General features: G+C 36.8%; 14 protein-coding genes. 4 read left to right on the top strand and 10 right to left on the bottom strand.

Annotation, left to right across the window (positions count from 1 at the left end):
- Window positions 1-6: 6 nt before the first annotated feature.
- The 4 genes from thrB to yutH form a co-directional block, all read right to left on the bottom strand.
- A complete protein-coding gene (gene thrB, locus Q5760_RS05130) occupies window positions 7-918 on the bottom strand; it encodes a homoserine kinase (protein WP_428911158.1) in 912 nt (303 codons plus the stop codon).
- On the bottom strand, window positions 915-1,976 hold the full coding sequence (gene thrC, locus Q5760_RS05125; protein WP_428911157.1) for a threonine synthase: 1,062 nt from the start codon (window positions 1,974-1,976) through the stop codon (window positions 915-917). The genes thrB and thrC overlap by 4 nt, the downstream gene beginning before the upstream one ends.
- On the bottom strand, window positions 1,973-3,271 hold the full coding sequence (locus tag Q5760_RS05120) for a homoserine dehydrogenase (protein WP_428911156.1): 1,299 nt from the start codon (window positions 3,269-3,271) through the stop codon (window positions 1,973-1,975). The genes thrC and Q5760_RS05120 overlap by 4 nt, the downstream gene beginning before the upstream one ends.
- A 399-nt stretch (window positions 3,272-3,670) precedes the next feature.
- Window positions 3,671-4,750, bottom strand: a complete 1,080-nt coding sequence (yutH, locus tag Q5760_RS05115) for a spore coat putative kinase YutH (protein ID WP_428911155.1) — start codon at window positions 4,748-4,750, stop codon at window positions 3,671-3,673.
- A 135-nt stretch (window positions 4,751-4,885) separates the two neighbouring features.
- Between yutH and Q5760_RS05110 the strand changes: the two genes are divergently transcribed.
- Entirely contained in the window at window positions 4,886-5,389 is a 504-nt protein-coding gene (locus Q5760_RS05110) for a phosphatidylglycerophosphatase A family protein (protein ID WP_428911154.1), read from the top strand.
- Between the two features lie 271 nt (window positions 5,390-5,660).
- On the opposite strand, the gene Q5760_RS05105 is transcribed toward Q5760_RS05110, so the two are convergent.
- From Q5760_RS05105 to Q5760_RS05090, 4 genes are read right to left on the bottom strand one after another with little or no spacing between them, the layout of a single operon-like run.
- Window positions 5,661-6,425: a TIGR01457 family HAD-type hydrolase gene (locus tag Q5760_RS05105; RefSeq protein WP_428911153.1), complete on the bottom strand. Its 765-nt coding sequence runs from the start codon at window positions 6,423-6,425 to the stop codon at window positions 5,661-5,663.
- 57 nt (window positions 6,426-6,482) lie between these two features.
- The gene (locus tag Q5760_RS05100) at window positions 6,483-7,121 is read right to left on the bottom strand and encodes a helix-turn-helix transcriptional regulator (protein ID WP_428911152.1); all 639 of its coding nucleotides are present in this window, start codon (window positions 7,119-7,121) and stop codon (window positions 6,483-6,485) included.
- A 20-nt stretch (window positions 7,122-7,141) separates the two neighbouring features.
- On the bottom strand, window positions 7,142-7,585 hold the full coding sequence (locus tag Q5760_RS05095; protein ID WP_428911151.1) for a DUF86 domain-containing protein: 444 nt from the start codon (window positions 7,583-7,585) through the stop codon (window positions 7,142-7,144).
- Between the two features lie 44 nt (window positions 7,586-7,629).
- Complete coding sequence (locus Q5760_RS05090; protein WP_428911150.1) at window positions 7,630-8,916, bottom strand: EAL domain-containing protein; 1,287 nt, start codon at window positions 8,914-8,916, stop codon at window positions 7,630-7,632.
- Window positions 8,917-9,321: 405 nt separating this feature from the next.
- Here Q5760_RS05090 and Q5760_RS05085 point away from each other — a divergent pair, with 405 nt between their 5' ends.
- Together Q5760_RS05085 and Q5760_RS05080 are read left to right on the top strand one after the other, a co-directional pair.
- Complete coding sequence (locus Q5760_RS05085) at window positions 9,322-9,591, top strand: DUF3055 domain-containing protein (RefSeq protein WP_428911149.1); 270 nt, start codon at window positions 9,322-9,324, stop codon at window positions 9,589-9,591.
- A 90-nt stretch (window positions 9,592-9,681) separates the two neighbouring features.
- A complete protein-coding gene (locus tag Q5760_RS05080; RefSeq protein ID WP_428911148.1) occupies window positions 9,682-9,966 on the top strand; it encodes a cytosolic protein in 285 nt (94 codons plus the stop codon).
- Between the two features lie 23 nt (window positions 9,967-9,989).
- On the opposite strand, the gene Q5760_RS05075 is transcribed toward Q5760_RS05080, so the two are convergent.
- Together Q5760_RS05075 and lipA are read right to left on the bottom strand one after the other, a co-directional pair.
- Window positions 9,990-10,265: a YutD family protein gene (locus Q5760_RS05075; protein WP_428911147.1), complete on the bottom strand. Its 276-nt coding sequence runs from the start codon at window positions 10,263-10,265 to the stop codon at window positions 9,990-9,992.
- 47 nt (window positions 10,266-10,312) lie between these two features.
- Window positions 10,313-11,224, bottom strand: a complete 912-nt coding sequence (lipA, locus tag Q5760_RS05070) for a lipoyl synthase (protein ID WP_428911146.1) — start codon at window positions 11,222-11,224, stop codon at window positions 10,313-10,315.
- 194 nt (window positions 11,225-11,418) lie between these two features.
- Here lipA and Q5760_RS05065 point away from each other — a divergent pair, with 194 nt between their 5' ends.
- Window positions 11,419-12,405, top strand: coding sequence for a M23 family metallopeptidase (locus Q5760_RS05065; RefSeq protein ID WP_428911145.1), 987 nt, complete (start codon window positions 11,419-11,421; stop codon window positions 12,403-12,405).
- Window positions 12,406-12,409 lie beyond the last annotated feature (4 nt).

Genomic DNA, 12,409 nt, shown 5'->3' with positions numbered 1-12,409 from the left:
TTTTAGTTATATTCCACTCATTGAAAAGACTTTACTTCCTGCTTGATCTATTTTTAATGATAAATAATCCATGTCAGGGAGGCTCTTCTTTAATCCTGCAATGACATCCCCACTCTTACCAGGCTCAACAAAGCATAAAATCGTAGGTCCTGCACCACTTAAAGCAACCCCAAACACCCCAAATTCACTGGACTTTTCTTCAATGACTGCCATATGTGGGACAAGCTCTCTTCTATATGGTTGATGATACAGATCCATTTTCATCATTTTCCCTGCTAATGGGTAGTTTCCAGTTAATAAAGCAGCAACCAATACGTTTGAAACAGCTCCTGCGGTTACAGCTTTACTATACGGTAGTTCACTAGGAAGCACACCCCTAGCTGTTTTCGTAAGAAGTTCTTCCCTTGGTACAACAGCAACGATTTCAATATCGACATCGTGCTCAACAATCGCATCCACTGAATCTGTGGTTTGACAAGCAATGAGAAGTCCACCAAATACAGAGGCTCCTGCATTATCTGGATGACCCTCAACTTCCGAAGCGATTTCAAATTTTTCTTGTCGAGATAGATTTAAGTGACAAAGAGTATCAGCCAACTCAATTCCAGCCACAATCGCTGAAGCACTAGAACCTAATCCTCTAGCTAAAGGAATTTCACTTTTAACCTTAACCTTTGCAGGTGGTAATTCCTTTTGATACTTGGCTGCTGTTTTAGCAGCAATTTGGATAATAAAATTGCTTTCGTCCTTTGGAAAAATAGCCATCTCTTCAGATAAAGGAACCACTTCCCAATGATCTGATCTTTCTACTTCAAGAGTTAAATAAAGGTTTAAAGCCATACCGATTGAATCAAAACCAGGTCCTAAATTAGCGGTACTTGCTGGAACTTTAATCATAAACATATCACTGGAACTCATACATGAACGACTCCTTTAATATAATCGCTCACTTTCTTTTCATCGTTAGGCAACTTTACTGGTTGAATCGTACTTACATCGATCGCTGTACTTGGATCCTTCAAGCCATTACCTGTTAGAACCGCTACGACTTTTGAACCTTTTGGAATGGAACCATTTCGAATAGATTTGTACACACCAGCAATTGATGCGCATGAACCTGGTTCAGCAAAAACGCCTTCAGATGCAGCAATTTTACGATAGGCTGCGATAATTTCATCATCCGTTACTTCGTCAATGATTCCTTTAGACTCCTGAGCAGCATTCACAGCTAATTTCCAGCTAGCTGGGTTTCCGATTCGAATTGCCGTTGCAACAGTCTCCGGATTTTCGATGACTTGATTACGAACGATTGCTGCAGCTCCTTCTGCCTCAAAGCCATACATCTTTGGAAGACCCGTTTGTTTTTTCTCATTATATTCCTTGAAACCTTTCCAATAGGCACTAATATTTCCGGCATTTCCTACTGGGATGCAAAGGATATCAGGTGCTCCATCAAGCGTATCACAAATTTCAAATGCTGCCGTTTTCTGACCTTCAAGTCGATATGGATTCACTGAGTTCACTAATGCGACTGGCTCTGTTTCACTGATATTACGGACCATTTGCAGAGCTTGGTCAAAGTTACCCTCAATTGCAATAATTTCAGCTCCATACATCACTGCCTGTGCTAACTTACCCATAGCAATTTTCCCATCAGGAATCACAACAATACAGCGAATCCCAGATCTTGCCGCATAAGCAGCAGCTGCAGCAGATGTATTTCCCGTTGATGCACAAATAATGGTGTCATTGCCCTCTTCAATGGCCTTCGCAACAGCCATCACCATACCGCGGTCTTTAAAAGAACCTGTTGGATTTACACCTTCTGTTTTGACGTATAGCTCAATTCCCCATTCCTCTGATAAATTTTTAAGATAAATGAGCGGAGTATTTCCTTCGTGTAAAGTTAACATTGGTGTCTTATCTGTGATGGGTAAATATTCTTTGTATTCCTCTAGTAGTCCCTTCCAGCTCATTGAATTGAACCCCTTTCTACGCGATACGAACTCTTGATTTCTTTAACAGATTGTAAATCATTTAATTGAACTAATACATCCTCATAATCTTTCTTAGAGGCGTGGTGAGTCACAAGTACAATTTCAGCAACTTCTCGCTTCACGACCGGTAATTGGAGAATTTTTTCAAAACTAATATGATGTTCCGCAAATAAAGAAGTAATTTTAGCAAAAACACCCGCTTCATCCGCAACATGCAGACGTAAAAAATATTTTGAGAAAATCTCATCATCCTGTTTTAACTTTTTCGGATATTGTGGAGCAATATTTCCTCCTCCATGAACACCTGATTGGATGTTTTTCATCACAGCAACTAAATCCGAAACAATTGAAGTAGCCGTTGGTAAACTTCCTGCACCAGGCCCGTAAAACATCGTTTCACCGACAGCCTCTCCACAAACATACACGGCGTTATATTCATTTTGTACAGATGCCAATGGATGGGTATTAGCTAGAAACGTTGGTTGAACACTGACTTCTACTTTGTCTCCATCTTGTTTTGCAATCCCTATTAGTTTCATAGTATATCCAAGTTGCTTCCCATATTGTATATCTTCTTCCGTTACTTGAGAGATCCCTTGAACCGATACATCATCTAAATCAATCTCCATTGAAAAGCCTAATGTTGCCAAGATTGCCATTTTACGGGCAGCATCCAATCCTTCTACATCTGAGGTTGGGTCAGCTTCAGCAAACCCTAATTCTTGCGCTTTCTTTAATACATCTTCATAGGCAACACCATCTTGACTCATTTTTGTCAGAATATAGTTGGTTGTACCATTCACAATTCCCATGATTTTCACAATTTTATCAGATGATAATCCTTCTGTAATACTTCTCAAAATTGGAATTCCACCTGCTACACTTGCTTCAAAAAATAAATCACAGTTATTTTCTGAAGCTATTTTTAACAGCTCTCCACCATGAAGCGCCATTAAGTCTTTGTTAGCTGTTACTACATGTTTTTTATTCTTAAATGCCTGTAGCAAATACGATCTTGTCTGTTCAATTCCGCCCATTACTTCCACAATAATATCAATATCTGGATCATTTAAAATATCATCGACATCATTTGTTAAAAGGGATGGATCCGTACCATTATGAATATGCTTTTCCATATTTTTAACTAAGATTTTTTTTACTTTTACTGGACATCCAACTTGATGCATTAGCTTATCTTGATGGTTTTCAATTATTTTTACGACACCCGAACCAACCGTTCCTAGTCCTAATAAACCAATTGAAATCTCATTCATCTCCTGATCTCCCCTTTACAGTGTACTCTTTAAATGAACAATTGTATTTCTATAGTAGACATTATAGAGTGAATATGATGGTTTTACAAGGGATATTTTCCTATGTAAACGCTACCTTTCAAAAGTTTTTGTAAAAAACTTTTTTATTCTATATTTTCTAATTTTACCATACATTGTTTCTGTTTATTAAGATTATTCTATTCCTATTTTCTGTTAAACTTGGTTGTTGACTTCCGTTCCAGGCACTTCGCTTTCTTTGGGTGACTAGCCTGTGGGTTTCCTGCCTTCTACTACTATCAACAGTAGTCCAAAATTTACATTAACATTAATCTTAAACACATGCTTTACTAAAAAAAGCCTTATTAGTCACAGGACCAACAAGACTCTTATATAACATAACTATAGCCAATCAATAATCGGGATATGCTGCTGTCGAACGGGTACTCTAGCCATTTGAAAAAAATGACCGAGAAATTGTTCATGATCCTTCGAACTTTTTAAATATTGTTCTAAGCGTTCTGTTAAAATCAAGCGCTCTTGTTCGGACTGGGTAGAATAATAATTTTCAATACATTCAACATAATGTAAGGGAAAAAGGATTCTAGCATATAATAATCTCCAAGAGAAGGAGCTTAATGGTTGAACGGATTGATAATCTTCAAAAAAGCGCAGAACTTCTGGTTCGTATGTTCGATAATGATTGAAATATCGTTCCCTCGTCCATTCTGCTAAGTCTCTGCTGCAATGGTCAAGGACCCAATCAAATGGATTTTTTGTTATATTCCCTTCACCCCATGTATGTGAAGTAAAACGAATATGACAAACTGTCCCGTAATCGATCGCTTGGGGGTCATCATCGAGTTCCGTATCCACTAAATATTGAATCGCATTTTCAGCCATCGCCATATAATAGGGAAAGGACTCAAAAAACATCCGATCAAATTCATTTGCAGGTTCGTGCTGCATCATGCCTATCCAAACCTTTTCCATTTGATCGATACGCTTTTCCCAGAGACTTTTCCATTGACCAATTCTTGTAATTTTTTTCACTGGAATCGAAAGGGACCTTCCACGGTAATGAAATTTAGCTAGTTTTCTTCCTAATTTAGTTACTGTTCGTTTTTGGGTTTCATCCCAAGTAATAACACAATAATTACCTGACTCTGTTTCTAACATTCGTTTCTTTTCTTTTGTATATACAAATGTACTAACGGAACGATCCCCCATCCTTTTTAAATGATTTGTAATATGTTCCAATTCGATAATCTCTTCGTCCTCTTTTTTTCCTAATGGAATTAAACAAAAGCGTTGATGGTCCTTTGCACATGTTTGATAACGCCCAAAAGGCGTACTTTCGATTGCATCAATTCCATAATGCCGTTTTAGAAGTTTTTGAAACATCATAACCATCCCTTTCCTCAGATTAAATTCTTGGTAAGATGGCAAAAAAGTTGGTAGAATATTTCTAACACTCTTCATAAAAGTTCCACATTCTATATCTATGTTACAAGTCACAGAAATTTGATTCATTCTTAAATACTTGAATAGGTGTAGGAAATGATGAAATCATAACAAACAGAGCATCAGAATAATTTAAGAAAATGGGTGAGTAACTTGAGTAAAGATAATAAGGAAAAGGATTTAACAGAACAAACGGCTCGACAATGGCTGATTGATAGAGGTGTAAAAACAACAGATATTGCTGAGCTTGTCTATTTTTTACAAAAAGATTATCACGATGAGCTAAAAATGGAGGATTGTTTGCATAATGTTGAACGTGTAATATCGAAGAGAGAGGTACAAAATGCGATCATCACCGGAATTCAAATGGATCGCTTAGCAGAGAAGAAATTGCTTGATGAGCCTCTTCAGTCCATTATTGAAATGGACGAGGGGCTTTATGGAGTAGACGAAGTTCTTGCCTTTTCAATTGTCAATGTATATGGTTCTATTGGTTTCACGAACTATGGGTATATTGATAAGTTGAAACCGGGAATTTTAAAACATTTAAATGACAAGTCCACAGGACAATGTCACACATTTCTCGACGATATTGTTGGAGCGATTGCCGCGGCAGCCTCAAGCAGACTTGCGCATAGAGTTGAGAATGTAGAATAAAAACAAACAACCACAAAGAATAACAGTTCCTTGTGGTTGTTCCTTTTAAATAATATTCAATTGTTTATTTCCGTTTCAGGCACCACGCATTCCCGCTCTGTTACGCCTGAGCCACTATGACATTTCGTGTTTATCGTGTCTTACCTTCACCCGCAAGAGTTTGAGTCTTCCACTACAATTAACAGATGTTTACTATCACCATGACCATTTAACACAGACCTTTTTAAAACAACAAACCAAAATACTGATTACATTTTGGTCTGTTTATTCTTTAGTTTTTCCACTGTGCTAAGCTGTCTAGTACATAGGTAGGCTTTCGGTCATACCCTTTTAACAATTCCTTTGTCGTTACACCTGTGTGAACAAGCAAGGTATCTAGTCCTGCATTCATTCCAGCCATAATGTCCGTATCATAATTATCACCAATCATCAGTGTTTCTTCCTTTTTCGTACCAAGTACTTTCAGTGCTTGTTCCGTGATAATGGACTCTGGTTTTCCGATAAAAATGGGCTGCCTTTTCGTTGAGACAGTAATGACCGATGTTATGGCTCCATTCCCAGGCATTAAACCTCTTTCTGTTGGGAGAGCAATATCCCCATTAGTAGAAATGAACGTCGCACCATTACGAACGGCCAAGCAAGCAACAGCCAGCTTTTCATATGTAATCGAACGATCAATGCCAATGACTACATAATCTGCATCTTCACCACCCTCTTGAAATCCTTTTTCAGCAATAGCCTTTTGAATTCCTTCCTCACCAATGACATAAACTTTAGCATTTGGCTTTTGCTCATAAAGATAGTTGGCCGTGGCCTGACTTGTTGTAAAAACTTGCTCTTCTTTTACCGCTACACCAAATTCTTTTAGATTTTGTGCCACTTGAAAGGGAGTTCGAGAAGAGTTATTGGTTACAAATAAGTAAGGTATTTTAGACAAATGCAGTTGGTTGACAAAATCGACTGCTTCTTGAATTACTTCTGTTCCACGATACATTGTCCCATCTAAATCAATTAAAAATCCTTTATAACTTTTCATTTATCGTCATCCTCACACAATAAAAAGGAGTCATAGCAAGTATGCTCCTTTTCAGTTTTAACTATTTTTTTCTTGAATGCTGTAATGACAGCAATTATGTCCATCCACCATCGATTGAATTCCTGTTAGTTCGGCACCTAAAAATTTTTCAATAAATTTCCGTTCAGCCTGACAAATTTGCGGGAACTCTTTTGCTACCTCTACTAAAGGACAGTTTAACTCTTTTAAATGGACGGTTCCATTTTGATTTTCGATTTTAGGCATATACCCATCTTGTTCCTGAATCTTTTTTAAATAGTTGATCTTATCGATAAAGGTCTTGCCTTTAAATTCTGATTGATATTGTTCAAAATGCTTTTCTTGGTTTTTTACTAAAATTTCTCGAAGTAACTCTTCCTGTCCTGCATCTTTTAATCCTTGCAAAAGCTGAAGGCTAAATTCTTTATATTTCTTTGGGAAAAAATCTTCCCCTTGTTGAGCTAGTTGATAAACCTTTGATGGTCTCCCCATTGTTTGCTTTTTCATTTCTGATTGAATAAGTTTATCTCTCTCTAATGTTTGGATATGCCTTCTTACTGCCATTTCTGTAATCTCTAGTTCATGTGCAAGCTCTAAAATCGTCATATTGCCATTTAACTTTAAAAGAGACAAAATTTGTTCTTTTGTATTTTTCGTATGGGCTAACACATTACTCACCTTCCTTCACATGTCAGGTTTCATTCGACTGGCTTGAATGCTGTAACAACTCCGCTTTTCTTTGTTAAGTAGTTTCTAATAGATGACGAAAATTGTTTCAATGATGGCATCTCCTGTATAAAAGCTTTTTCTAATTCTGCATGGTTTACTAAGACATAATCCTGTTGTAAGGGTTTACGATAGGAAATAATATGTTTGAAACTTGTGCTCATCTCTTTTGTGATAACCATTTCATCCTCTAGTATTTCAATTATATCTTCATAGCTACCAGGGTCACGCATAATAAACCCATCGATCATACTATTACCAACATCTAGGATTGCTTCAATCGTCATATGGACAATTCGTTCTAATGCAGATTTTTCTATATCCGTTTTCCATGCTTGCCCTGATTGGAATATTTCGATTTGTTTGTCTATATAAACTAGCTTTTCTTCGATTTTTTCTTGATCAACAAAATACATAGCATCTAGATTCCTTTCATTTTTAACTTATCGAATTTTACTATTTATAGGGAAGACAGTAATTGTTGATTAAATGCTCGAGGACGTGCATAATAATAACCTTGAGCAAAATCGACTTGATGCTGCGTGAGAAAATCGGCTTCTTCCCTTTTCTCTATTCCTTCAGCTACAACCCGAGATCCCACTTTATTTGCAATTAGCATAATCCCCATTAACATAGATTCACTTACCGGATTTTCATGAATATTTTGGATTACCGAACGGTCAATTTTAATAATTTCAGGTAAAATTTCACCAATCGAATGTAGACTAGAATACCCTGCACCCGTATCATCTAAAGCAATCCGAAAGCCTAGTCCTCTTAGATCCTTAATATTTTCAATCAAATATTTCATGTTTTCAACTGTTTCTTGTTCAGTCATTTCAATAATGATATGTTTTGGATTGATCGTAGGGTATTGTTGCAATAAGCTCTTTAACTCACTAACAAACCGTTTATTTCCTAATGTGATAGGAGTACAATTCATGAAAATTTCATGTGAACAGCCTGTGTCACGAATTTTTTCAAATATTTTTTCGACTACAATCATTTCAAGATCATAAAGTTGACCTGTTTGATGCGCGACGGAAAATAACCTTAATGGCAGCTCTAGATTTGTTCCTTTTGGACCTCGAGTCAATATTTCCCATGCTTGAATTTGTTTGGTATCCATATTAATTATCGGCTGTCCCAATAAACGAATATCTTTTTTTGAAATGACTCTACTCATTTCATAGACCATCTCATTATATTCACTTTGTATTTTTTTCTCAGCCATAATTAAAGCCTGTTGTCTAGCTTTATAAATGGCGTTCCCAATTGAAGGATCGTTCTTATCAATAAACATATATCCCTTGTCAAAATTAAATGGATAGCCATCTATCATAAGTCCTTGTAGCTCAAGGAATAAATGATTCATTATTTTATTGATCTCATACACATTATTTTCTTCATGGTTTTCATTCATTTTGATATATAATGTAAAACCTTCATGAAAGTGATAATCGAGAACAATCAAATCGTCTTGATTCGTGCATTTTTCGATGATTTTCCGGCATATCCGCTTTAAGTCTTGTGTTAAATTAGCCATTCCATCGTGACCAAATTGTTCTATCAATTTGGCAAGATTTTTTATTTGATAAACAATAACGGCTACTTCATACCCTTTATTAAGGGCTTTAGATACACCTTCTTCGATAGGATTCCTTAGAATAAATTGAGGGGGAAAATATCGAATTCTATGTAGTGGAAGAAAAAGCTTCCTTAATTGTTTGTACTGGCTGGATTTCATCTTAGGCCGTCCTATCATCATTTACCTTCCTCTCAGAAGCCAATCAACTTATTGTTTATATATCTATGCTTATTGTACCATAATTTAGTTTAAATCGATTAATGTTCGCTAAAAATTCAGTATTACGGCTTCTTTTGGTAAAATAAGATAAGGGACATCTTTATATAATGGCTTTATGAAAGATTCATGTAAAGTTTGGACTACTGTTGAGAGAAGCGGAAGTCACGAAGACTCCTACGAGAGAAGCCAGATAGACAAGACATCTTAAGACCATTCGTAGCATCAAGGCTCAGTCAGGCGCAGCACAGTGGAAAACGAAGTGCCTAAAACGGAAATCAACAACCAAGGTTAACAATGCCATTGTAGTTAGTTAAATAAGATACATAGGATAAGGGAGAGATCAACATGTCGGAACGCTTTTTTCTATATGATGACACAGTCGAGACCAAAACAAGATTTGTTAGTTTTATGAGTGATAATAATCGCTTTGATTTAGCTTTAATTCAAAGTGATCGGTATTACGGAAAAGTGATTGTATTAAATATTCAGGGCGGTAGATTTGCTATTATCGGTCCAGATGATTTAGCTGAAGAGGGTTATATTGAACACGCCTTTCAATTGAATGAGGAAGACGCTAAAGAATTATCCGAGTTTTTATCTGAAATTATTATGTGATCAAGGACACCATCTCACATCTTTTTCCACTCCTATACAATTTGGATAAATCGATTATTTTTATCGAATACTGTATATGAGGTGATAAAAATGGGAGAAAAAGATGCTGGGCGTGGTACTAACTTTTCCAACGTGGAGAAGTTAAACGATTATTTGACCCCAGAGGAATTTCCTGAAGGACCATATGGTTCACCTATTCGAGCTTATGATCCCGTAGAAGGGAAAAGTACCGAGTGGGAGGAAGGACAAAGACGGTATAGTGCTTTTAACTATGAGAATAAATCCCTCCACGAAGACCTTCCAAGACAAATGGAAGGTGCTCACCCTCCTCATGACGACCCAAACAAAACGGAACAACCTCCGTATGAGAAATAAAAAAAGCTGCACCAGCAGCTTTTTTATTTTTTTGTTTTTTTAAGAATGAAGTATGCACATCCAAAATTGCAGAATTCAAATAAATATTCTGAGACGGTACTGATTTTTGTATCGAAAGAAGCTTTATGGTTATTGTCCTCAAAAAAACCTTTTAGACGAAGTTGACCATATCCCCAATCTCCAACAATATAATCATATTTCGTTAAAATCTCACTATATCGACTAAGAAAGGCCTCCTCATTGTAGCCATTCCCTCTTTCTTCTACAACTTCATAACAAGTATTTTCAATGCAAACCATATTTTCACCTCTCGAACTTCTTCCTTACAAAAATGAAAAATTACTTCTTAAGCGTTTTTTAATTCTGTATCGCCTTGAAGCTGAATATGTTTGGTTGCTTCGTTTACTTGCTCATCGGCATGATAAGAAGAACGAACAAGTGGTCCAGATTCACAGTGACTGAATCCTTTTTCCATTGCAATCTCTTTTAATTCTTTAAATTCATCTGGATGATAGTATTTTATCACTGGTATATGTTTTTTTGTAGGTTGCAGATATTGTCCGATTGTCATGATGTCTACATGATTTGCACGTAAATCATCCATTGTTGCAAGGATTTCTTCTTTTGTTTCTCCCAGCCCAATCATTAAACTAGATTTCGTTGGAATTTGCGGTTGTAATTCCTTGGCACGTCGTAAAAATTCTAAAGAACGTTGATATTTCGCTCTTGCTCTAACTCTCGGTGTTAATCTTTCAACGGTTTCAATGTTATGGTTTAAAATGTCCGGCTTTGCATCCATTACGATTTTAAGGTTTTCCAAAACACCACCCATGTCAGACGGCAATACTTCAACTGATGTAAATGGGCTTTTTCTTCTGATTGCACGGATGGTTTCCGCTAGGACACCTGCACCGCCATCCTTTAAATCATCACGTGCAACAACGGTAATCACCACGTGTTTTAAATTCATCGTTGCGACAGAATCTGCAACTCTTTCCGGCTCTGCCCAATCTAGTTCTGTTGGCAAACCTGTTTTAACTGCACAAAAACGGCAAGCTCTTGTACAAGTATCACCAAGGATCATGAAAGTAGCGGTTCTTCTCTCTGCCCAACATTCATGGATATTCGGACAACGCGCTTCTTCACAAACGGTATGTAACTTCTTTTCTCTCATTAAACTTTTCAAGCCAGTATAGCTTTCATTTGTATTTAGTTTTATCTTTAACCATTCAGGTTTACGTTCTGGTTTATTACTCATTTTTCCACTCCATCCCCTTTATGAATAAGCATGCTGTTTTGAAGGTTATTATCTTTTTACTTTAACATATTTGTCTAAGGAACTCCAAACTCTTTTGGGTTTGTCAATCCTTTTTCCAATATTTATGAGATATGAAATTTCTTACTTATCACAAACTATAGTAGGAGACATTCATTGAAAGGAGGATACTGTGTATGCGGAGAATTTTGTTATGTTTGATTTCACTGGTCATGCTAAACTCTAATGGAACCCTGGTAAAAGCGGCAGAGAATAGTCAAGATGACGTGAATGCAAACAGAATGGATTTATATCTAAGTGTAGAAGCCTTAACCAATATTCCTTGGCACTATCTAGCTGCAATCGACCAATATGAACGTGTTGTTCGCAAATCCCGTAAAGATCTTCCTAAAGCAGAAGGAATAACAGGTATATATATTCCACCTGAAAAATGGGTTGGTCTCTTGAATCCAAATCTTGAAGATGAAAACCCCCTTTCTATTCAATTCTTTGATGGAATGGGAATCGATGGTGATCAGGACGGAAAAGCATCTCTTTCAAGTGATTTCGATGTTCTTTATTCATTTGCCCAATTTATTTTGAAGTATGGAACCGATCACGATCATATTAAATTAGCTTTATGGGACTATTATAAAAGAGATAAAACCGTCGGAATCATTATCGATAAAGCCAAGATATACAGGCATTTTGGACATATTAACTTGGACAAGCATTCGTTTCCACTTCCATTAAGAAGCAATTATAGCTATCGCAATACATGGGGAGATGCAAGAGGGTGGGGTGGTCGAAGAATTCATGAAGGAACCGATATTTTTGCAAATTACGGAGTTCCTGTTCGTGCCACTACTTACGGAATTATTGAGATGAAGGGCTGGAATCGTTATGGTGGCTGGCGAGTTGGCATTCGCGATATCAATAATAATTACCATTATTTTGCCCATTTAAATGGCTTTGCAAAAGATTTACATAAAGGGCAAATTGTGGAACCTGGTCAAATTATTGGAAGTGTAGGTGCGTCAGGATACGGACCGCCAGGAACTTCCGGTAAATTTCCACCTCATCTTCACTATGGAATCTATAAGGACAATGGTCGAACAGAATGGTCATTTGACCCATTTCCACATCTTAAACTTTGGGAAAGACAAGAAAGACAACGAAAATAAGGCG

Origin of the sequence: Niallia sp. Kr1 (assembly GCF_050389805.1) — a bacterium.
Lineage (GTDB): Bacteria > Bacillota > Bacilli > Bacillales > Cytobacillaceae > Bacillus_BD.
This window is presented reverse-complemented; position numbering and strand designations above follow the sequence as displayed.